The sequence below is a fragment of the Oceanobacillus massiliensis str. N'diop genome (assembly GCF_000285495.1).
Taxonomy (GTDB): domain Bacteria; phylum Bacillota; class Bacilli; order Bacillales; family Amphibacillaceae; genus Oceanobacillus; species Oceanobacillus massiliensis.
In genome coordinates this window covers 766,297-788,726 of sequence record NZ_HE610976.1, presented here as the reverse complement: position 1 = coordinate 788,726, position 22,430 = coordinate 766,297, and the positions used below count along the sequence as shown (strand labels likewise).

The following is a 22,430-nucleotide window of genomic DNA, read 5'->3' as shown; positions in this document are numbered from 1 at the left end:
CCTTTTGCAATTATTACTCCTGTTCTTCCAATGCCGCCAGCTGACGGTTTACTTCCGCAATCTCGCCTTCAAGACGAATCAGCTGGCCCTCAGCAGAGGAAACCCTGCCTTTTACATATTCCAGTTTATCCAAATCACTCTGAATCCGAACGTAATCGGACTTTAATTCATCCAGTTTTGCTAATAACTCCTGCTTATTCATAAACGAAAGCTCCCCCTATACATATTGAACTTAAATCAATGCGTCTTCTTTTTTCTTCTTCGATCTCACATAGGTATGATAAAAATGAACGATAATCGTACGAAGCACAGCATAGAATGGTACTGCAAACAAGATGCCGATAAATCCTGCGATGCTTCCTGCAGCCAGGATGACTGTGATAATGGTTAGCGGGTGCAGATTAAGAGCCTGTCCCATCACATTTGGTGAAATCAAGTTGCCTTCCAATTGCTGTGCCGCCAGCATGATAATGGAAATCCAGACTAGATTCATCGGATCCTGGAATACACCAACCAGAAGGGCGGGTATTACGGCGATAAATGGCCCAAGATAAGGTATCACATTCGTAAGCATACCAAAAAGGGAAAGTGCCAGTGCATATTCAAGATCGATAATTAAATAGCCAATCAATAGCAAGATACCGACAACAAAACTAACAATCAGCTGTCCTTGAATAAAGGAAGACAGTACGCCATCTATCTTGCCTAAAAGGCTGCGGATATTTTCGGCTTTTTTCTCGCTGAAAACCTGAGTTATAAAAGGCACCAGCTTGTCTCCATCCTTCAGCATAAAGAACAGGAAGAAAGGAATCAGTACGATGCTTGCAACAAAGCTGATCACATGTCCGATGAATCCGCTGATAAATCCAAATAGATTATTTAATAAATTTTCAATACGGGTTGGCAGATTATCGGTGAAATTATTGATTGCCGATAAGACCTGATCAGGGATATTCGTATAATTCGCCTGCCAATAATCGATGAAGTCCTCTATCATTGTCACCATCGATGGAATACTATTAACAAGATTCATGACCTGATCCCTGACAATCGGCCAGATAAACATGACAAATAGATAACCTAATGCAAGAATCAATAGAAATACAAGAATAATCGCTAGGATTCTTGGAACCTTATACTTTTCAAAAAAATGCATGACCGGTTTTGATAGATAGTATAAGATACCGGCACCGATAATCGGAAATGCCACTGCACCAATCAATTGAATGATTGGGAAGAAAATGAACGTAGTCTTGGAAATCAATAAAACAAGTAAAAAGAACAGGATGAAGAATACCAAAACTCTAAACCAACGTCTATTTGCCAATCAGATCACTACTTTCTCTCTAATTCTCCTATATCTATATTACCTGCAAAAACCGATAATAGAAAGTCTGTTAAAGCTCTATTAGAATTATTTCCTCATTTGCCAGCGGCTAAACAAGTCTTATAGAATAAAATAAAGAAGTATGCTAAAATTTGACCATACAATTGTAAGATGGGGGCACTGAAATGGGAAACTGGGAAAAGATCTATCAAAAATGGAATACATTCGCAAATCTTGATGATTCCTTAAAAACAGAATTACATACGAAAAAAGATGATAAAAATGCACTTGAAGATGCCTTTTATAAAGAATTGACATTCGGAACTGGCGGCATGAGAGGTGTGCTTGGTGCCGGTATTAACAGAATGAATATATATACGGTAAGAAAAGCTGTGAATGGGCTCGCGAACTATCTTCTGACAAACCGTGTGAATGTGAAGGATAGAGGTGTAGTCATCGCTTATGATTCCAGATACATGTCACCTGAATTCGCGGTGGAATCTGCCAAGGTACTTGGCCATTATGGTATAAAAACACATGTCTTTGAAACGTTGCGCCCTACTCCGCTGCTCTCCTTTGCAGTCCGCTATTTGGGGACGGCTGCAGGGATAATGATTACAGCCAGTCATAATCCGCCAGATTATAATGGTTTTAAGGTATATAACGAAAACGGCGGACAGATTACTCCCGAAGAAGCAAGCAGGATCATTGATGCAATCGGACAGACAGAGGATGAGCTGGCAGTTCCTTATGTGGAGAAAGCAGAACTGGAAGAGAAGGAGCTTCTTAACTGGCTCGGGCATGAAATCGACAATGCCTATTTGGAACGTCTCGTTCAGATTTCCAGAATGACTGCGGAAGTTCAGAAACAGGAAAAAGATCTTGGGATTGTATTCACACCATTGCATGGTACAGCCTACAATCTGGTGACAAAGGGGCTGAAACAGCTAAACTTCACCAATGTTGCCATCGTTGAAGAACAGGCAAGCCCAGATCCGGAGTTTTCCACAGTAGAATCACCAAATCCGGAAGAACATCAGGCATTTAAACTGGCTATCGAGCTTGGACAAAAGAAGGACGCCGATATTCTGCTCGGAACGGACCCCGATGCAGACAGACTTGGTGTTGCCGTTAAAAATAAGGCAGGAGAATACCAAGTATTAACTGGTAATCAGCTAGGTTCATTAATGCTGGATTATATTTTGACACATAGTAATCCAACGGTCTATCAAAATTCCAGAATGATAAAAACGGTTGTGACTACTGAACTTGGAAGAGCGATAGCCGATGCGAACCAGGTAGAAACAATTGATACCTTAACAGGGTTTAAATTCATCGGTGAAAAGATCGATCAGTTTGACTCTACAGGGGAAACCTTCATTTTTGGATTCGAGGAAAGCTATGGCTACCTGATCAGCAGCTTTGTCCGCGATAAAGATGCCGTACAGGCTGCCGTGATGGCGACGGAAATGGCCTATTACTGGAAACGGCAAGGGAAAACATTGCTGGATGCCTTGGATGTTCTCTACGAAAAACATGGTTATTATTTGGAAGGAATGTCTTCATTGACCCTTAAAGGGAAGGAAGGCTCTGAACAAATTGCTGAGATTATGGATGATATCCGTTCAAAACCGTTCCATGATATCGCTAGCATCAAAGTTGAAAAAATCGAAAACTACTTAACGAGTGAACGTATTCTTGTAAAAGAGGACAAAAAGGAAAAAATCGACCTCCCGCAGGAAAACATGATGAAATTCATCTTAGAGGAAGACGGCTGGGTTTGTCTGCGTCCATCGGGTACAGAACCAAAAATTAAATGCTATTATGGTGTACGCGGAAAGAGTGACGAACATAGTAAACAGCTGCTGGCAGCACTTAAAGATACAATGGACCAAAAAATAGCTGCAATTATCAACTGAAGATATTTTCCTGCAAACCAGTTATTTTTCTTGCAAATCAAATAGTGACTTGCCAAATAAAAAAACCGGTTTAATGTTGTCGATAATGGAGAATACTCTATATATAATAAGGGCAGTCGAAATTTGACAATTAAAGGTTTAAGGGGTTTAATGATTATTAGCTTAATATTTCCTAAAGGGGAGTAGCTGTACAATTAAAGTCGTCATTACGAGATTATATCTCCGGCTTAATTGGCAACGATCGTTGTTAGCGAGACCTTTACCCATTAGCAGGTAAAGGTCTCTTTTTGTGCTCTTATCTGCTAATGAGACTATTTTTTTAAAGGAGAGAACAAATGGGAACAGAATTATTGTTAGAGTATTTATGGGTATTGGTTGTTCTAGTCGGACTTGAAGGCTTGCTGGCCGCCGATAATGCACTTGTTTTAGCGATTATGGTGCGCCATCTTCCGGAGAAACAACGGAAAAGAGCCTTGTTCTATGGACTGGCAGGGGCATTCGTGCTTCGGTTTGGATCCCTATTTATCATTTCCTTCCTTGTCGATCTATGGGAAGTGCAAGCACTGGGAGCACTTTATCTGCTGTTCATATCGATAAAGAATTTGTATGGAAAGTTTACAGCCAAATCTGAAGATGATGTAGAGAAGCTGAAGGAACCGATTAAAGTTGGGGAGGAACCAGAAGCAACGAAAAAAGAATTTTGGACTACTGTTGCTAAGGTGGAATTTGCCGACCTTGCCTTTGCAGTCGATTCCATCCTTGCTGCAGTGGCGCTGGCAGTAGCTTTGCCGCCAACAGGACTTGGAACAATTGGAAGTCTGGATACAGGTCAGTTTGCAGTTATATTTGCAGGTGGTATGCTCGGTCTGATTATCATGCGTTTTGCAGCCAATATATTTGTTGGATTGCTCCATGACAGACCAGGCCTTGAGACAGCAGCTTTTGTAATTGTTGGATGGGTTGGTGTAAAACTGGCAGTTATGGTTTTTGCTCATCCTGATATCGAATGGATTCCGCATGAATTCCCGCATTCTACCTTGTGGAAATCCATTTTCTATGGTGTATTAGTACTTATTGCAGTTGTCGGCTGGTTCGCTTCTGGTTCGAATAAGAAAAAAGAGGAAACAGCTTAACATCTGAAAAAAGCAATCCGCTCTAAATGGGCAGGATTGCTTTTTTATTTTTAGGCTGGAATACATAGGTAGTTTCCTCTCAAAAATACTGCTTATTTAAATACTAGCTGTTATTCGATGAATTAGCAGCAGTTGTAGCGGCGGTGATTGTCGCAATCATGACGGCCTGCTGTGCCTGTAATATGGTTTCCAGTGTTGTATGGATGCTTGCCTCTGCAAGACTGTTATTTTCCTGTTTCCCATTAATATATAGGGTTGCAGCCATAATCACATTCATATCCTTATACCATTTAAGGCCTTTCTTTTCATTGAGGGCATGGTACATCGACGTAACTTCCGACATATCGAATGTTTGCATATCAAGCAATGCAAGCATACCAATTACCGGATAATATAATTGTTTTGGACGAATGCCAGAGGCCCTGAATGCATCCATAACCGCAACAGTGCGGCCGACTAAATCATCTGTCTGTGCTTCTCTGTCCAGTGTAAGGATATGGCTTAAAAACTGCAGATCATTTCCCTTCCAGAATCCATACTTACTTAATTCGTCATAGTACATTTCCATTTGCTGTATGATATCGGTTTGATGCTCATAGGCGAGCAATACAGCAAGCGGATAATCGCTCGCTCCTGTTAGAAAAACATGTTCTTTTTTCATTCCATCATGTAATTCCTTCGTTCTTCTGATGATTTGATCGTATGTGAAGCTGCTGTCGGGATTTGTCAGAACGGTTGAAGCAGCAAGATACGTATATACACCACTGCTGAATTTCGCCTTTCTGAATAAATCATAGAGTTGGAACAGCTGATTGATTTGGGCATCAGGCTGCTCGAATTTTACATCCAAAGCTGCCGCGGCTGTAAATCTGGAATAGGACTTCATTGCAGAGAATAGTCCAGCTTTATCTTTAATACGGTCAGCTATCCTCAAAAGATTATCCAAATCCAGTGTTTTATGGTTCATAGCATACATGGAAGCAATGGTCATCAGGATCCTCTTGTCTGAAACCTTCCATTTCAAGCCATCATTAAGTTTATAATATAGTTCTGCAAATCCAGTAACTTTATCTTGCATACATATTCCGCCTTTCCATTAGGTCACTGCCTATTAATACGTCTTCATGGGATAAATGGTTTCGTTTTCAGCTGTTATCTTGTTTCCCTTAACTTGAGCTTCATATGCAATCGCCGGCTTGTATTGCGGAGAAAGGATTTGTTTTATTTAAATTTTTGTTTTTGTTTCAGTTTCGTTGCCTGCTGTTATAAACTAATGGAGAGGTGATTGAAATGGCAGAACATCATTTTCATTTAAAGGCGGACTGGCCAGGTGGGCGGAACAGTGAAGGCTATATCGAAGCAGGAAATCTAAAAACAAAGATCTCGATCCCCCAGGAAATGGACGGGCCGGGTATCGGGACCAATCCAGATGAAATGCTCTTAGGGGCTGCGGCAACATGCTATGTGATTACATTGGCCGCCATGATAGAGCGGGCAAAGCTTCCGCTTAAGGAAATGTCACATGAATCAGAGGGAATTGTGGATGTTACAAATGGTATCATCACATATAAAAAAATCATACACCGTCCAACCGTCCTATTAAAAGAAACCGCTACAGAGGAACACTATAGCAAATTAAAGAAACTTGTCGAAAAAGCGGAGAAAAGCTGTATGATTTCTCGTGCAATTCAAGGAAATGTCGTGCTGGAACTGCAGGCGACAATAAGATGAGGAAAAGGTCGCTCCTTTATGGAGCGGCCTTTTGCATATTAATGGCTGACTAAGTATGTGCGGCAATATGCTCTGCCTTATTTCCTAGTATTTAGTCTCTGACCAGCCGCAGTACTTTATCAAGTCTTTGGACCTCTGCGGTTTGGAAATAATTAGCAAATGGACATCCCCATTTCTGTATCCGTCCAAGGATATTGCCAAGGGTGAACTGCGTCGGATGCAACCCTTCTTTTACTTCCTTCCAGAATAGGGGAGTTGCAATCGTCCCCTCTTTTGTCATTCTTGGTGAATAGGGGGCAATCAATGTTTTATCTTTTCCATGTTGAACATAATCGATATACAGTCTGTTCTTTCGTTTCTTTTTCATTCTTTCGGTTGTAAATAATTCTGGATAGGTGTTCTCAATCGTCCATGCAATTGCCTGCGTAAAGGTTGCTGTTTCCTCGTAAGTCATGCTGCCTGTTCGGATTGGAATATAAATCTGCAGGCCTTTATTGCCTGATGTTTTGATAAACGAATGAAGCTCAAGATCATCAAGTATCGCTTTGATTAAAGTAGCAGCGCGGATTGCTAAATGAAAGTGTTCCCTGTCCGGTGGGTCAAGATCAAATGCAATCTCGGCTGGAACGGAACTGTGGATAGTCTGAAAAGGCACATGATACTCCACTGCCCCGTGGTTGGCAAACCAGACGAGCGATTCCAGGTTGTTGCAAACAATGGCTTTGTCCTCCCCGGACGGAAACGATTCAATAAAATCAGGAGCATAATCAGGCAGATGCTTTTGGAAAAAATGCTCCTTATCTATACCGTCGGGACATCGTATGACAGTTAGCATCCTATTCTGCAGAAAAGGGAGCATATACGGAGATAACTCACGCATATAGGAGAGAAGATTGCCCTTCGAGTAAAGAGCATCCGGCCACAGTAATTTGTCTGTATTAGTCGGCTCAATAGCTGCAGGAATCATGGCCAGATCGAGCTGTAGTTTCTCTTCTGTACAATCTTCAGGTTTTGCATCTGGCAGCAGCGCAGCAAATTCGGGTTCGCGCAGTTCGTCGTCATATAGGTCCAGTGTGTGTACGGCAGTGCAGATTGCTGGCGGCAGCTGATAGCGTTGCTCCTGTTTTTCTCCGTTCGACAGAAACAATTGCTTTAGGGTCTGAAAGGAACCTGTATCCAGTCCATGTTTACACTTTCCGACAGATTTATATTCACCGTCCCGATAAACCGTCACATTGAAATAAGCATTTTTTAAGTCATATTCTGTCAGGAAACCTTGAATCGTTCGCCAATTTTTGATCTTAAACCAATCCTGATGACTTTTTCCGGCAATGTAACTGCTCGTCTTGCGCTTAGCAACGATTCCTTCTCCCTTCGCATCGAATACGATTTTCTTGATTGCCTCAATCGAAGTGAATGTCGTTACCAGCTGTATGCGCCCAGCTATTTTCAGCTTCCGGAATAATCCTTCCAATACCTTCATCCTCATGGAATACTTCTGCTTTTTGCAGGATGAACCCTTTATTTCCAATATATCGAAGACCATCAATACTGCTGGCCTTTCTTCTGAGGATTTTTGAATGGCTACTTTATTTTTTAGCCTTCCCCGCTTTTGGATCGATGGAAAATCGGCCTGATACAAATGATTTAAAATAACCAGTTCCCCGTCCAGACGGAGTGGCAAAGACGGCTTAAAGACAGAATGGTTTTCCAGACAGAATGCTGCTATTTCAGGAAAACCCTCTGTGAGGTCCTTGTTATTTTTGCTCGTTAATTGAATCGTCCCGTCGATTTCCCATGTCAAAACACAGCGGAAACCATCATATTTCACTTGATAGATCCAATCATCGCCATCTGGGATAGCTGAACTTGCTATTGGCTTCATTAGGTCCATTTCCAATAACACCTCCATACTATTAAAATGGCTTGTTTCGGAGATACTAACCAAAACAGCACCGAATTAAATACGGAAGTCTGCTGCTGTACCCCTGGGCTATGCTGCCCGCATTTTTACTTTCTTCTCATAAAAAATGAAACGATCAGCACACTAAAGAAAAGGAGGTTACATGATGCATACAATGTGGAAAGGTACCATCAGCTTTGGGTTAGTAAATATTCCTGTAAAAATGCATGCCGCAACAGAAAACAAAGACATCAAGCTAAGACAGCTCCATAAGGAATGCAAGTCACCTGTAAAGTATGAAAAGGTCTGTCCGGTTTGCGAACGCGAAATTAAGAATGAGGATATTGTGAAAGCTTACGAATATGCCAAAAACAAATTTGTCATTCTTGACAATGAAGAGCTTGAAGCATTAAAGAAGGAACAGGAAGACAAAGCAGTAGAAATTGTCGATTTCGTAAAACTTGAAGATATTGATCCGATTTATTTCGAAAAAAGCTACTTTCTTTCACCAAATGAGGGTGGCAGTAAGGCATATGGATTGCTGCGCAGTGCGTTGAGTGATACAGGCAAGATTGGTATTGCAAAAATGATCATCCGTTCAAAGGAGCAGCTTGCAGTAATTAGGGTATATCAGAATACATTGGTTGTCGAAACAATCCACTATCCAGATGAAGTGCGCAGCGTACAGGATGTGCCAAATATTCCAGAAGAAGTGAAGATCGTCAAAAAGGAACTCGACACTGCCAAAATGCTGATTGACCAGCTGACAGCGGAGTTTGAACCAGATAAGTACCAGGATGAATATCGAACGGCACTGTTAGACCTGATAGAAGAAAAGAAAAATAAAGAACAGACAACCACGGCAAAAGACAAGCCTGTACCAGATAATGTGACCAACCTGATGGATGCACTGCAGGCATCGCTGGACAGGGCAAAAAAAGACAAGCCAAAACCAAAACAGCCAACAAAGCGCAAAACGAAAACCGCAGCACAGAAGAAAAAGGCTGCGACCTGAAATGTCTCCTTCTCAAGCAGGAGGCTTTTTTTTTGCGCAATTCCATAATTGCCAATATAAGACATTCTTATTACAAATCCGCTTCATTTTGTCGCACTTCTAACAAAGTATTTACAGTATGATGAAATCGGTGAAATTCGAATGCAATTTGCATAAAAAAGGGGTAAAGTGATTATTACATGCAAAATTGACATTTAAGAGGGATGAGTATCTATGAAAAGGAATGCGTTTTTTGATAATGCAAAGATTATCTTGATCTTTTTAGTTGTCTTCGGTCACATGATTCAGCCGTTCGTTGAGGGATCAAAAGGAATGAACACGTTATATATGTGGATCTACACTTTCCATATGCCTGCATTTATCCTGTTATCGGGATTTTTTGCAAAAGGATCAGGGAATAAAGAATATGTATTGAAGCTGGCCAAGAAATTATTAGTTCCATATCTTATTTTCCAGATCTTATATACCATCTATTATTTCTATATCGGTAAGGCTGACTGGCAGGCGGGGATTTTTTACCCGCATTGGTCATTATGGTTCCTGTTCAGTCTGTTCAGCTGGCATATCCTTTTATTTTGGTTCAAAAAAATGCCGGCATCCTTAAGCATTTCACTATCTATTATGATTGGTCTTATTGTTGGCTATTTCGGAGAGATTGGCCATACATTCAGTCTCTCGCGCACCTTTGTGTTCTTCCCGTTTTTCCTGATTGGCTATTGGCTAACGGAAAAGCAGATTATGTGGGTGAAGCACAGATTTGTAAAAGTGGCTTCAATTGCTGTAATGGCAGCATTGGCAGCTGCAATCTATTATCTGCCAGACTTTAATTCTGGTTGGCTGCTTGCCTCGAAATCATATGGCGATTTAGGTATGGAGAATTACGGTGGAATTGCCAGACTGCTTGTTTATATTACAGCTGCAGTTATGGTCGCCAGTGTTCTTGCATGGATACCGTCGAAAAACTTTGGATGGCTTACAAATCTTGGAGGAAGGACACTATATGTTTACCTGCTGCACGGTTTCTTCGTACAGTATTTCCGTCAAAAAGATTTATTTGAAGTGAATGGTGTTATGGATGTGCTTGGACTTGCGGCCATTACATCATTAATTGTTCTAGTCCTTTCAAGCAAACCTGTCCTTGGCTTATGGCAGCCATTTATTGAAGGAAGAGCATCTATCATAAAAAAAGCGATTAAAGGAAAAGACCATTCGGCACACACGTAATACCGATAAATATGAAACTTTTCAGATAGCAAAACGTATAATCATGTACCCCCCTTTTTCAAAATATATATAGAAGAAGCAGACGTTCCGATGGAGGATCGCCTGCTTCTTTGCTTTGGCTGTCTTCTTTAAGATGTTAGTTATGGTCTGATAAGTCATAAACTATAACGTATCAGCTACGGTCAATTTCCGCTCCCGGCAGTCGATTTCCACTGTGGGCGCTTTTCAGCTTCCTTAGAAACAAAAACCGCTTCTTGCTATATCTTCAGCGCGAGCCCGCGAAAGCGCAGTTTATTTCCGGAGCGTTCGTCACATGATATTGCTAAAAATAGTGAAATGTTTTAAATTAAAATATCATATGTGCAATCAGTGTAATGATCGGTAAAGTGATAATGGTACGGAGCAGGAAAATATAAACCAGATCCTTAAAGGAAACCGGCACTTTGGAGCCCAATAACAATCCACCGACTTCGGACATGTAAATCAGCTGTGTTACAGAGAGAGCTGCAATGATAAATCGAGTAATCTCGGCTTCGATCGATGATCCAAGTATTGCAGGGAGAAACATATCGGCAAAGCCAATCAGGATTGTCTCAGATGCCTCTGCAGCATAGGGAACCTGCATTAACTCCAGGAGCGGAATAAACGGCATCCCCAGCCATTGGAAGACAGGACTATACTCAGCAATCATCAAGGCTACCAGTCCGAATGCCATTACGACCGGTGCCACCCCCATCCACATGTCGAGTATATTTTGTCCGCCTTCTTTAAAGAACTTATAGACACTTGTTTCTTTAGAAGCGCGTTCCAATGCTTTCTTGTATCCGAATGTGAGCACATTGTCACCAGATGGAATAGATTCATCAATCCCATCAGAAGACTCGCTGATATACTTATCAGCCTTTCTGGATAATGGTGGGATACGCGGCATGATTAATGCTGCAACTAATCCAGCGAATGCTATAGTCAAATAAAACGGGATAAACATATACTCAAGTTCGACCTCTGTCAGAACAACCAGGGAGAACGTGATGGATACAATCGAAAAGGTTGTCCCGATTACGGCTGCTTCCCTTTTCGTATAATTTCCTTCTTCGTACTGTTTGCTTGTCAGGAGAACGCCGATGGTTCCATCACCGATCCATGATGCCAATGCATCAACAGAGGACCTGCCCGGAAGGCGGAATAATGGACGCATAATTTTTGTCATCAATGTACCAAACAATTCAAGCAATCCGAAGTTTGTCAAAAGCGGCAGGAACAGCCCGGCAAATAAAAAGACTGCAAACAATACGTGCAGAAGGCTGTCCAGCAGCATTCCGCCAGTATTTTCTCCGTAAACAGCCTCCGGTCCAAGTTCGAAATAAACCATCACTGCGAAAATCGCCGCGATAATCCGTGTTATGGCCCAGAAAGGACTCGTATAAAATAATTGCTGGAAAAATGGTGTCTTAGCAAAGGCATCTTTGCCAGCAAGTTTTGCTATAATTGTCATGATCGCTGTTATGACAATAATGATCATCATGATAGCTGATAACTGCTCAGCAAGCAAAGACTGCACGCTATTTGCCAAAATGGCAATTGGGATTGTAACGCCATCCTCTGTTTCGATTGGCACCATAAACAGGAAGACACCAATCAAAGAGGGAATAATAAATTTCCAATGATTTATCGTCGCATTTTTCTTCATAATAACCTCCAACAACTCTATTACCCGAATTTCCTATAAATAAATCCAACTGTATGATTATACAACTTTATGAAATTATATTCAATATCGGCTGACTGTAAGATTTTCCCTTGACGGTTGGTTGAACCTGTACAAACCTGGTACAATTCGATATCGTTAAATGTATTAGAAGGTGTCTATTTGGGGTAAATACTGATGAGGTGTTGTTTGTGGGCAAATTATTTAAATATAATATACTGTATCGAAGCACCATTATTGTTTGGATGGCAGTCAAGTTCATTATTAAAATCTATTATTTTAATTTTAAAAATAAGGTTTGGGATAAGAAAACGGTCAAACGATGGGATAATATGCTCTATAGGATGGCCAAAGAATACCGGGAAAAGGCGGAAAGGCTTGGAGGAGTACTCATCAAGGTAGGGCAATTTCTAAGTACGAGAACAGATTTTATGCCGGAAGTCTTCATAAGGGAATTGGATGAATTGGTTGACCATGTGCCGCCAATGCCGTTTGAAACCGCACTTGCCTCCATTGAGAAAGAATGGGGAACTGCGATTGGCACCCATCTTCAGATCATGGAAAATACCGCATTTGCCTCAGCATCCATTGGAGATGTGTATCGCGGCAAACTGAGGGATGGGGAATCGGTGGCAATCAAGGTCAGGCGCCACCGGATTGAAGAGGTTTTCCATAAGGACTTTATCGCATTGCGGATAGTTTTCTGGATATTGAAAGTAATTACCGCGTTTGGGAAGAAGGCGGATCTAAACTCCCTCTATAAAGAATTGGTCCTAGTCATGAACCGTGAACTCGATTATGAACAGGAACTGGAGTTTGGAGAGTATTTCCGAGAACGCTATCAAGATAACGCAAATATCCACATACCGGCATACCATCATGATTTATGTACAGAGCGTGTTATCGTTATGGAATGGGTAGAAGGTGTAAAAATAACCGATATTTTATTTATGGAGCAGCATAATATAGATATAGAGAAGGTAACCAAAAACTTGTTTGACCATTATATAGACCAATTTCTTAATCCGGGAAAATTCCATGCTGATCCACATGCAGGCAACATCCTCATACAGAAGGATGGCACCATTTCAATCATCGATTTTGGGATGGTCGGTGAGATTAAGAAAGAGGATACGGAGCAATTTAAGCTGCTGGTGCAGGGGTTTATTATCGATAACTACGATATTGTGATATCGGCACTTGATAAGATGAACTTTATCTTGCCACAGGCAGATAAGAAGAAATTGAAAAGGGTGATTAAGGAAACCGTTGATATGTACTCGGATGGGTCGATGAAAAACCTTGATGCCAAGGTGATGGACCGTCTCGGCGAGGATATTGGCGTAATATTGAAGGAGCAGCCCATACAGCTGCCCGCGGATTATGCCTATCTAATCAGGGCAGTATCGATTGTTATCGGCATCTTATTCGCAATCTATCCGGAAATGGATGTGAAAAGATGGGCGCTTCCTCAAATAAAATCGTGGTTTGGCCGGAAGAGTATTGTGGAATCAGTAACCAAACAATATGCCAAGAATCTGACGGAACCGATACTATCTTACCCACGGGCATTGTTAAGTTTTCTCGAAAGTGGGGAAAAGAATAGAAACTGGGATAAAGAAAAACATTATATCCATATGAAGCATCAATTTTATTTACTACTTGAGGTCATTTCCTTTATGATGGTAGTAACAGGTATTGCCGTCTCCATTTGGGGATTCAGTGCCCAGCTGCATGCAATGGCGATTATTGGACTGGTGCTCATTGGAGTGTTTCTGTTTTTACTGAACTTGTTTTTCATGAACCATTACAGACTGATCCGATCCAGAAGGTAAGGGGGGTGTTGAACATGAGTGACTATTTAAAAAGAGGCTTCTTGCTTGGTCTTGGCGCAGCAGTTAACGGTAAGGAAAAATTAGACCAGAAACTGAAGGAGCTCGTTGATAAAAACGAACTTTCCAAAGAACAGGCTAAAACAGTCATGCAGAATTATATTGAAAAAGGCAGCATGAAGAAAGACGAATGGAATGCCAAACAATATGAGCAGACACAAAAAATGGCAAAAGAATACGGTATTGCTACAAAAGAAGATATCAATGAACTAAGAGCTCGCATTACGGTGCTCGAGGATAAATTAAATGAACAAATAGACCATCAGCCAAATTGATGCAAAGAGTGAACCTATTCGGGTTCACTCTTTTTTTATGCTGATGATGAACCCTCCTATGGATTATTTTGCAAATCATGGTTTCCTAATCGGTAACGCTTGCGTTAACTCCCTTGTTCCTTCGCACCGGGAGAGCATTGGTCCCATCACCTGCCGCGAAAAGCACATGCAGGCCCGGAGCAGAAATCAGCCGAAGCCACGATATCGCAGTTTTAATCTGCATTTATTTTTACAAAAATTTACAAAAAACAAATCTGTAAATTCTGGATATTTTTATGATTTCTGTTGATTCCTCTATTCGGAACCGTTATAATGAACATGTAACTTCAGTGTACAGTATAGGGGGAGTGTAGGCGGGATGAAAAGCTTTTTTCAGATATGTAACAGTACGACCGAGAAGCTTGGCAGAAAGTTGCAGGAGGATGAAGTGAAATTTTTGCAATGGATGTATGAACGCTATACCAAAGAACAGCTGGAAACTGAGTTAAAACAAAAAGACTGTTATCTATATACAATGAATTCATGATGCAGAGCTCTTGAAAATTCGAGGGCTTTTTCTATTGGAATGAAGGATAGGCAAATCTATAATTTCAATTGCAATCATGCTATAATAATGGAGTTAAAAAGGAAGGGGCATTACAATTGGCAGTGGCAGATGAGAAGATCATTCAAAAAATGATTCACGAATTACATCAGGCAAAAGACAACCAGCACGCACGCAAGAAAATGGTTGACCATATTGCAAATGTACGCCTGTTATGTGATTTGTTCCTGGAGGAAGATGAAGATCGGCCGTCAGTAAATAAAACCAGTGAAAATGATTTTACGGAAGAAGAAATCAAAGCAATGATCGGTAATCAGGCTGGCAGTAACACAGTCCAGTCAAAGCAGCCATCATTCGCTGAACACGAAGAAGCAAATGGAAAATCCATATTCGATTTTTAGAAATAGAAAAGAGGTACAAACAAAATGAAATTACTTTTAATATTAGCTGCAATCAATGGATTCTTAGCAGTAGCACTTGGAGCATTCGGCGCACATGGCCTGGAAGGCAGAATTTCCGAGAAGGCTATTGCGACTTGGGAAAAAGCGGTTACCTATCAAATGTTCCACACCATGGCATTGGTTGCTGTCGGATTGCTTTTGGCGAAGTATCAGAACGGCAGTCTATTTGCAACAAGCGGATGGATGTTCTTTGCAGGGATTATTCTATTCTCCGGCAGCCTGTACGTTTATTCACTAACATCGATTAAAACTTTTGCAATGATAACGCCAATCGGTGGTGTGGCCTTTTTGATAGGTTGGGTACTGCTTGGTATCGCCCTCATAAAATATCTATAGGCGAAACAGGAGATATGTCATAAATAAAAATAGCATCACTGCGCGGATAGCTTGTTTTCCAGCTTCAGCAGGATGGCGTGTATTCAATAAAATCATGGCATCACAAATCAAACTGAATACAATCAGATAAATCGATAGGAACAAAATAATGATGTATCCTGCAATTAGTGCAGCGATTCCGGCCAAAAAGGCGAATAGAAGTAAAAATAACTCCATCTGCACCAGTTTTCTATATGGATGTCTCATAGGAATAATCGCCTCTCTTAAGTTGAAGCAAATGGAATAAAGGATGAACCGCATGACACCGGCTTCATCCTTTTTCTATTGTTCTTCTTTCAGCTTACCTTGGTGAAAAGTCGGCCATCTGTTGCGTACTACCATATGGATATTCGTAATTAATTTCCTCATTGAAGACGACATAGTCCAAATAAATCATCAATAATAGCACACGTCTGCCTGTATCCGGCTCACTCAATATAATATGGTCCCTTCCAGCAGCTTCGATAATCCCTGTGAAAGTCTTTGCATTCCATTGGCTATTATTTTCAAACGTTAAATAAAAGGTTGCAAGCTTACCCCGATTTAATCGTAAAATATTTTCAATGTATGATTGCTGCAGGGGCAGCATACCAGGTATATCTGTTGCCTGCTGTGCTGTCGGTTGTGGTGCTGGAGCTTGCTGATATTGTCTGGCGTTATATAAAGGATAGTATGCTGGAGATGAAGGCGGATAGTAGTAATATGGACTTTGAGGGCCTGGATTTTGATATTGCGGATTGGTGTTATTCTGATTCTCACTCATGACAAAACCTCCTGTAGATTGATTAATATAAGCAAAGAAGCTTTTAGCTTATATTTGTTGTTCTGAAATTTGTTCTTCCTTCTGATGAACGCGGAACGACTTGCTTATATTTACCGGTTGCCTTTGGACAATCCTTGGCTGCAGGGGCAGCAAATAGCAGGATGATTTGTATCTGTCTGTTTAACATGGTCCTCCTCTGTCTGTTTGTGGCATTCTTAAGTTTGGCGCTAGGATACCGGTGTTTCCAGCCAATAGCATTCCCCCTCGGCTTTTTGAGCGATAATTCTTGCCAGAAGGCCTGCTGCTGCCTTTGAATTAAGGAAGCGGCAATTGCCATAAAACCGATGCACACTTCTGTCTAATCGTGATGTTGAACTCACTAAATATTTGTATGCACAGATGCCCAATAAAATGACAATAAAAAGACTTTCCATCGCAATTGACGGAAAGCCGGTTATAGCTGTTTTTACAAGGAAAGCTATCAGTTTTTTATAAGGCGAAATAGGCATCGACGTTTTCTTTTGGCAAGTAATTACCTACAATGAAATCCCCAAACTCAGCGTACTTGGTAGTCACTTCATCAAAGCGCATTTCATAAACGATCTTCTTGAATTGTAATGGATCATGCGCGAAAAGTGTTACACACCATTCCCATTCATCCAAACCGATCGATCCAGTAATGATCTCTTTTACTTTTCCAGCATATTTTCTGCCGGTCAAACCGTGTTCGTAAAGCAAGTTCGTACGCTCTTCCTTATCTATTTCAAACCAATTTGCATCTGGTGTACGACGGCGGGACATTGGATAGAAGCATGCATGCTCCCATTTTGGCATCGTCGGTTTCAGACGTTCTTTTACATATGGGGATAATTCACGGTCGTTTCCTTGATCCATTGGGTTATGCATCGTCATTTCAATAATCGATACATATGAATATCCAGGAATAAGATAATCACCAAGTTTTGTTTTATTGATTTCAGTTTTAATGGTTTCAAGTTCATCCATTGTTTCACGCAGAAAGACGAACATTAAATCAGCCTTATTGCCGACAACTTTATAAATGCTATGGCTGCCTTCTTTTGCCTCTTCAACTGCTTCCCATTTTGCGATAAGTTCTTTAAATTCACTTACCGCTGCTGCCCGTTCTTCAGGTGATGTCAATTTCCATGAAGTCCAGTCAAATGTGCGGGTATCATGTAATGCCGACCATCCGTCAACGGTAACTACTGCTTCTGCCATATTGATACACTCCTTATTCTTAAAATACCTTTTATGTTTTTACTATAGCACAAGAAGGGTATTCTAATCATATGAAAGGGGAAACAATGATTGCGATTTACGGTTATTGTCAAATGTTTGTCATAAAATGTTAACGAAAAACCTAACAGAAGAAAATTTTTTCTTTAAATATCTGGAGCAATCCTTTATGATTGTTACGTAATGCACAAAGTGTGAAAGATGGAGGTTTCTCAGGTGAGCTCACTATTTGATCAGTTAAAAGAAAAGGTATCTTCAGCAAATAAAAAAATAGTTTTCCCGGAAGGTCTGGACGAACGTATCCTGACGGCGGCAAGCAAGTTAAGCAAGGAGCAAATCTTGACACCCGTACTGATTGGAAACAACGAAAGTGTTAGGGGCAAAGCCGATGAAATTGGTGTGGATGTATCATCCTGTGTGATTCTTGACCCAAATGACTATGCGGAATTTGATGAAATGGTCGACACATTCGTAGAGCGGCGTAAGGGTAAGGCATCGGAAGAGGATGCACGTAAGATCCTGCTCGATGAAAATTACTTTGGAACAATGCTGGTCTATATGAATGAGGCAGACGGTCTCGTAAGCGGTGCAGCGCATTCCACTGCTGATACCGTGCGCCCGGCATTGCAGATTATCAAAACAAAACAAGGAATCAAAAAAACGTCCGGTGTCTTCATCATGGTCAAGGAGGATGAAAAATACGTATTCGCTGACTGTGCAATTAATATTGCGCCGGACAGTCAGGATTTAGCAGAGATTGCTACCGAAAGTGCAGCTACTGCGCAATTATTTGGCATAGAGCCTCGAGTGGCAATGCTGAGCTTTTCGACCAAGGGTTCCGCCAAATCGGAAGAAACGGAAAGGGTTGCGGAAGCATTGCAAATTGCAAAAGAAAAGGACGCTTCACTTGTAATCGATGGAGAATTCCAATTCGATGCAGCAATCGTACCAAGTGTCGCAGAAAAGAAAGCCCCGGGCTCTGTACTAAAAGGGGATGCAAATGTATTTATCTTCCCTAGTCTGGAAGCCGGAAACATAGGCTATAAGATTGCCCAGCGTCTAGGTGGATTCGAAGCTGTAGGTCCCATTTTACAAGGCCTGAACAAACCGGTTAATGACCTCTCCCGCGGCTGCAGCTCAGAAGATGTTTATCATCTTGCACTTATAACCGCAGCACAGGCAGTGGCTGAGTAAACCGAAAAAGCCTGCATCAGATAGGACTGATGCAGGTTTTTTTATATTGGAAGGGACAATGGCGCTGGAAATCTTGCGAAATGCGGATAACTCCGCTTCCAGCCTGGCATTCCACGTAAATGACAGGCTATTTCTGTTGAAGTAGCGCTACGGTCTCATTTCGCTTGATCATTTGGGCATATCTTTTATCGAAAACGGAATGCTCCTCAGGGGAAAATTCCCTTTCGATTATTTGCTCGCTGAAATCGTTCAGTGCATCGTGCACTCGCTTTTTCATATCGCTGACAGTCAATTCGATGCCAAGCAGTTCCGATAGTGAACGCATTACATCTGGATTGACTTCAGGGTAGTCGAATTTTGTCTGTTCATTTTTCTTGCTGATGGCATAAAAATGCTGAATGATAGCGGCCCTATTATTACTATCACCCTCCACATCAAGATAGATTTGCACTGCTGCACCGTCTTTGACTCTTCTTTGGGAAATGCCGGCAAATTTCTTTCCGCCAATACTTAAATCGTAATCGCCGGGACAGTAGGAGCCAACAATCTCATAAGCTTCTACAGCATCGGTCAAATCCCGCAGCATGTATTGGACAAAGCTGACCATTGCCTCATAGCAATCTTGGATGGAAAGGTGGCGGATGCCTGGAATAACCAGCGAGATATTCAGTACACCTTCATCAAGCGCCACTGCCAGTCCGCCTGAATTCCTGACAACTACATGATAGGATTTATCGGCAAGGTATTGGATTCCTTCGTTAAGATAGGGGAGCCTCGCATCGGGAATGCCCAGAACAATCGTCGGCGGGTGTACCCAGAGTCGTATCGCAGGGGGAGATTCACCATTGCTTACAGACATGGCAAGCACATCGTCAACCGCAAAGGAAGTCAATGCAGTATAAGGTTTATTGTGAAAATATTCATCTCCACTATGGTCGATATATCGAAATGTCGAATGACGAATGATTTCTTTCCAGTTTTTCATAATTGCCTCCTTACTCTTTAATCCTCTGATTATCTATTATATAATAAACTAAAATCGTCGAAAAAGATCGGATGGGGAAGAAATGGCTTATAGAGATGAACAATTATCGGAAGAAAAGGTATTTAAAGACCCTGTCCACCGTTACGTACATGTAAGGGACAGGGTAATCTGGGATTTGATTGCTGCCCCGGAATTTCAGCGATTGCGCCGCATCAAGCAGCTTGGAACAACAAACCTGACATTCCATGGTGCCGAGCATAGCCGTTTTAACCATTCACTTGGGGTATATGAGATTGTCCGGCGGATTATCAATAATTTTCAAGACCGCCCGCATTGGAATAATGATGAACGCTTGCTCTGCCTATGTGCTGCACTGCTCCACGATTTGGGGCATGGACCATTTTCCCATTCCTTTGAAAAGGTCTTTAAGCTGGACCATGAATACTTTACCCAGCAGATTATCATTGGGGATACCGAAGTAAACAAAATTCTGGAACGTGTCAGTCCGGGATTTTCCAAAAAAGTTGCAGATGTCATTGCAAAAACATACGAAGATAAATTGGTAGTCAGCTTAATTTCCAGTCAGATTGATGCCGACCGAATGGATTACCTCCAGCGGGATGCCTACTTCACTGGCGTCAGCTACGGCCATTTTGATATGGAAAGGATTCTCAGACTCATGCGCCCTATCGATGATCAGGTGGTCATTAAATCGACAGGAATGCATGCTGTGGAGGATTATATTATGAGCCGCTACCAGATGTATTGGCAGGTTTATTTTCATCCGGTGACAAGAAGTGCGGAAGTCATTCTATCAAAAATTCTCCACCGGGCGAAATTTTTATACGAAACGAAGGAATATACATTCAAGCTTCAGCCTATACACTTCCTTTCCTTTTTTGAAGGGGAGGTTGACCTGAAGGATTATTTAAGGCTGGATGAAATGGTTGTTCATTATTACTTTCAGCTTTGGCAGAATGAAGATGATCAGATACTGAGGGACCTATGCGAGCGATTCATGAACAGACGTCTCTTCAAATATGTGGAGTTCAATCCTAATTCCCAGATGAGTGAATGGATCGAGCTGTATAAGCTGTTCCAGGAAGCTGGAATCGATCCGGAATACTATCTTGTCGTCGACTCTTCCTCCGATCTGCCGTATGATTTCTATCGGCCAGGCGAAGAAGAGGAACGTCTGCCAATCCACTTATTAATGCCGGATGGCAGTTTGAAAGAGCTATCCAGACATTCAGATATTGTTGAAGCAATCTCGGGTAAAAAGCGGACCGATCATAAGCTGTATTATCCGAAAGACCGATTGAACGAACTGAAGAATGAAGCTGTAAAAAAACGGATCAAGGAAATTTTGTATGGGCAGGGAGCGAAAGAAGATGTTGAATAATCACGCAAAATTAATGCAGTTTTTCTCTGTGGCCGATGACGTGAGTGGACGCAAAAAACTGCAAAAAATGATTTATATTTTACAGAAGTGCGATATCCCCTTTGAAGAAAAATACCAATTCCACTTCTATGGTCCCTATTCAGAGGAACTCACCCTCCGAGTAGAAGAACTATGCAATCTCGGATTTTTGCTGGAAAAAAAGGAAGAAAAAAGCAATTACTACCAATATAATTATAAAATAACGTCCGCTGGGGAAGACTTCTTACATCAATTTTCATTGGAGATGCCTGATATAACGGAAAAAGTGAGTCTGCTAAAAGAAAAAAGCGCCCGTTTTCTGGAACTCGTATCAACTATGCTCTTTTTCGATGACCTGCCAATTCAGGAGTGTATCGATAAAGTCCATACGGTAAAACCGAAGCAAAAGTTCAGTGATGAAGAAATTCAGGATGCATTAAACTTTATTGAGAAGATCAAGCATTAAATTAAAAGTAAAGAATCACCTATGCTACAATAGCCTGTAGCTAGGATAGGAGGCGCAAAAATGAGTTCAGATCAACCTTCAAACAAAAAGAAAAATGCTTTTACAATCATTAAGGATGATTCAACAGATGGCCATGGCGGTTATGGTGCCGGCACCATTAGCCTGGAAAACATGTCCTCGGTTATTGTCGATCCAAATGAAAACAAAGCATATGTAGATATGGGCGCCATGCATGCCCGCAGCGACGTCGAGCGCCGGGTAAAATGGATCTCCGATAAAAACGAAGTACCCAATGGGAAATTATATTGGATCGTCTGGGTAAACGTCGAGCAAGGAGAAAATGGCCCTTACTATGCAGGCGTTACTGGCTGCGAAATTCGAGTAGACCGTGAAATCAAGCGGGCATATAAATCGATGGCACAGCATGTAACCTATATGGAAAAATCTCTTAAAGGCAAGATAATTGTTGAACATATGGATGAACAATCCCAAAAACTGCTGAAAGATTTCCTTGTCAATTTTAATGAGGGAATGTGGAACAACTCAACAGAAGAATTGAAAAACGCCCTCCCGCAATAATATAACTGCAATGCCTCTTGAACTAAGCACCGATTCATATATCCTTAGCTCAAGAGCGGGCAAACATATAAATTTGTCAATTTTGTGACTGAATCGTGAACATAATCCGAAATTGTTGTACTTTCAAAGAAAAATTTGTAAACTATGAATACATGGGCTAACTCATGTTTACTAGGACAAAAAACAGCCAACTACCAGGTGAGACGGACTCAACCAGGATGTTGGCTGTTTTTTTGTATGTTTACAGGTGCAGCCGGAC

At 41.3% G+C, this 22,430-nt stretch carries 24 protein-coding genes; 14 read left to right on the top strand and 10 right to left on the bottom strand.

What is annotated here, in order from left to right:
* Nucleotides 1–13: 13 nt before the first annotated feature.
* A complete protein-coding gene (locus OMHG_RS03785; protein ID WP_010648457.1) occupies nt 14–202 on the bottom strand; it encodes an SE1832 family protein in 189 nt (62 codons plus the stop codon).
* Between the two features lie 30 nt (nt 203–232).
* A complete protein-coding gene (locus OMHG_RS03780) occupies nt 233–1,327 on the bottom strand; it encodes an AI-2E family transporter (RefSeq protein ID WP_044476696.1) in 1,095 nt (364 codons plus the stop codon).
* 185 nt (nt 1,328–1,512) lie between these two features.
* Between OMHG_RS03780 and OMHG_RS03775 the strand changes: the two genes are divergently transcribed.
* Nucleotides 1,513–3,246 carry a phospho-sugar mutase gene (locus OMHG_RS03775; RefSeq protein ID WP_010648455.1) on the top strand — a complete coding sequence of 578 codons (1,734 nt, stop codon included), beginning with the start codon at nt 1,513–1,515 and terminating at the stop codon, nt 3,244–3,246.
* 335 nt (nt 3,247–3,581) lie between these two features.
* Nucleotides 3,582–4,379, top strand: coding sequence for a TerC family protein (locus OMHG_RS03770; RefSeq protein ID WP_010648454.1), 798 nt, complete (start codon nt 3,582–3,584; stop codon nt 4,377–4,379).
* A 103-nt stretch (nt 4,380–4,482) separates the two neighbouring features.
* On the opposite strand, the gene OMHG_RS03765 is transcribed toward OMHG_RS03770, so the two are convergent.
* Nucleotides 4,483–5,457, bottom strand: coding sequence for a DUF4003 family protein (locus OMHG_RS03765; RefSeq protein WP_010648452.1), 975 nt, complete (start codon nt 5,455–5,457; stop codon nt 4,483–4,485).
* A gap of 212 nt (nt 5,458–5,669) precedes the next feature.
* Here OMHG_RS03765 and OMHG_RS03760 point away from each other — a divergent pair, with 212 nt between their 5' ends.
* On the top strand, nt 5,670–6,110 hold the full coding sequence (locus tag OMHG_RS03760) for an OsmC family protein (RefSeq protein ID WP_010648450.1): 441 nt from the start codon (nt 5,670–5,672) through the stop codon (nt 6,108–6,110).
* A 91-nt stretch (nt 6,111–6,201) separates the two neighbouring features.
* Here OMHG_RS03760 and OMHG_RS03755 read toward each other — a convergent pair whose 3' ends face one another.
* Nucleotides 6,202–8,004 carry a DNA ligase D gene (locus tag OMHG_RS03755; protein WP_010648449.1) on the bottom strand — a complete coding sequence of 601 codons (1,803 nt, stop codon included), beginning with the start codon at nt 8,002–8,004 and terminating at the stop codon, nt 6,202–6,204.
* A gap of 175 nt (nt 8,005–8,179) precedes the next feature.
* Between OMHG_RS03755 and ku the strand changes: the two genes are divergently transcribed.
* Nucleotides 8,180–9,028 carry a non-homologous end joining protein Ku gene (gene ku / locus OMHG_RS03750; RefSeq protein ID WP_010648448.1) on the top strand — a complete coding sequence of 283 codons (849 nt, stop codon included), beginning with the start codon at nt 8,180–8,182 and terminating at the stop codon, nt 9,026–9,028.
* A gap of 213 nt (nt 9,029–9,241) precedes the next feature.
* Nucleotides 9,242–10,252, top strand: coding sequence for an acyltransferase family protein (locus tag OMHG_RS03745; protein WP_010648447.1), 1,011 nt, complete (start codon nt 9,242–9,244; stop codon nt 10,250–10,252).
* 346 nt (nt 10,253–10,598) lie between these two features.
* Here OMHG_RS03745 and OMHG_RS03740 read toward each other — a convergent pair whose 3' ends face one another.
* Complete coding sequence (locus tag OMHG_RS03740) at nt 10,599–11,942, bottom strand: YjiH family protein (RefSeq protein WP_010648446.1); 1,344 nt, start codon at nt 11,940–11,942, stop codon at nt 10,599–10,601.
* Nucleotides 11,943–12,151: 209 nt separating this feature from the next.
* On the opposite strand from OMHG_RS03740, the gene OMHG_RS03735 reads away from it, so the two are divergent.
* The 5 genes from OMHG_RS03735 (at nt 12,152) to OMHG_RS03720 (ending at nt 15,468) form a co-directional block, all read left to right on the top strand.
* Nucleotides 12,152–13,795 carry an ABC1 kinase family protein gene (locus OMHG_RS03735; RefSeq protein WP_010648445.1) on the top strand — a complete coding sequence of 548 codons (1,644 nt, stop codon included), beginning with the start codon at nt 12,152–12,154 and terminating at the stop codon, nt 13,793–13,795.
* Between the two features lie 14 nt (nt 13,796–13,809).
* Nucleotides 13,810–14,127, top strand: coding sequence for a phasin family protein (locus OMHG_RS03730; protein ID WP_010648444.1), 318 nt, complete (start codon nt 13,810–13,812; stop codon nt 14,125–14,127).
* 358 nt (nt 14,128–14,485) lie between these two features.
* Nucleotides 14,486–14,653, top strand: coding sequence for a hypothetical protein (locus OMHG_RS18725; protein WP_010648443.1), 168 nt, complete (start codon nt 14,486–14,488; stop codon nt 14,651–14,653).
* A gap of 68 nt (nt 14,654–14,721) precedes the next feature.
* Nucleotides 14,722–15,072: a YwdI family protein gene (locus OMHG_RS03725; RefSeq protein ID WP_147629000.1), complete on the top strand. Its 351-nt coding sequence runs from the start codon at nt 14,722–14,724 to the stop codon at nt 15,070–15,072.
* A 24-nt stretch (nt 15,073–15,096) separates the two neighbouring features.
* Nucleotides 15,097–15,468: a DUF423 domain-containing protein gene (locus tag OMHG_RS03720; RefSeq protein WP_010648441.1), complete on the top strand. Its 372-nt coding sequence runs from the start codon at nt 15,097–15,099 to the stop codon at nt 15,466–15,468.
* Here the strand turns inward: OMHG_RS03720 and OMHG_RS03715 are convergent.
* From OMHG_RS03715 to hemQ, 4 genes are all read right to left on the bottom strand, one after another.
* Complete coding sequence (locus tag OMHG_RS03715; protein ID WP_010648440.1) at nt 15,463–15,714, bottom strand: hypothetical protein; 252 nt, start codon at nt 15,712–15,714, stop codon at nt 15,463–15,465. The genes OMHG_RS03720 and OMHG_RS03715 overlap by 6 nt on opposite strands.
* Before the next feature lie 94 nt (nt 15,715–15,808).
* On the bottom strand, nt 15,809–16,270 hold the full coding sequence (gene gerQ / locus OMHG_RS03710) for a spore coat protein GerQ (protein WP_010648439.1): 462 nt from the start codon (nt 16,268–16,270) through the stop codon (nt 15,809–15,811).
* A gap of 43 nt (nt 16,271–16,313) precedes the next feature.
* On the bottom strand, nt 16,314–16,457 hold the full coding sequence (locus OMHG_RS18235; protein ID WP_154648218.1) for a hypothetical protein: 144 nt from the start codon (nt 16,455–16,457) through the stop codon (nt 16,314–16,316).
* A 302-nt stretch (nt 16,458–16,759) separates the two neighbouring features.
* A complete protein-coding gene (hemQ, locus tag OMHG_RS03700) occupies nt 16,760–17,509 on the bottom strand; it encodes a hydrogen peroxide-dependent heme synthase (protein WP_010648437.1) in 750 nt (249 codons plus the stop codon).
* Between the two features lie 234 nt (nt 17,510–17,743).
* Here hemQ and pta point away from each other — a divergent pair, with 234 nt between their 5' ends.
* Nucleotides 17,744–18,721 carry a phosphate acetyltransferase gene (pta, locus tag OMHG_RS03695; RefSeq protein WP_010648436.1) on the top strand — a complete coding sequence of 326 codons (978 nt, stop codon included), beginning with the start codon at nt 17,744–17,746 and terminating at the stop codon, nt 18,719–18,721.
* A 127-nt stretch (nt 18,722–18,848) separates the two neighbouring features.
* On the opposite strand, the gene OMHG_RS03690 is transcribed toward pta, so the two are convergent.
* Entirely contained in the window at nt 18,849–19,706 is an 858-nt protein-coding gene (locus OMHG_RS03690; RefSeq protein WP_010648435.1) for a lipoate--protein ligase family protein, read from the bottom strand.
* Nucleotides 19,707–19,788: 82 nt separating this feature from the next.
* On the opposite strand from OMHG_RS03690, the gene OMHG_RS03685 reads away from it, so the two are divergent.
* From OMHG_RS03685 to OMHG_RS03675, 3 genes are read left to right on the top strand one after another with little or no spacing between them, the layout of a single operon-like run.
* Nucleotides 19,789–21,108: an HD domain-containing protein gene (locus OMHG_RS03685; RefSeq protein ID WP_010648434.1), complete on the top strand. Its 1,320-nt coding sequence runs from the start codon at nt 19,789–19,791 to the stop codon at nt 21,106–21,108.
* Nucleotides 21,098–21,592: a YwgA family protein gene (locus OMHG_RS03680; RefSeq protein ID WP_010648433.1), complete on the top strand. Its 495-nt coding sequence runs from the start codon at nt 21,098–21,100 to the stop codon at nt 21,590–21,592. Before OMHG_RS03685 ends, OMHG_RS03680 begins: the two co-directional genes overlap by 11 nt.
* Nucleotides 21,593–21,652: 60 nt before the next feature.
* Nucleotides 21,653–22,171 carry a YwhD family protein gene (locus tag OMHG_RS03675; protein WP_010648432.1) on the top strand — a complete coding sequence of 173 codons (519 nt, stop codon included), beginning with the start codon at nt 21,653–21,655 and terminating at the stop codon, nt 22,169–22,171.
* The last annotated feature ends 259 nt before the right edge of the window (nt 22,172–22,430 follow it).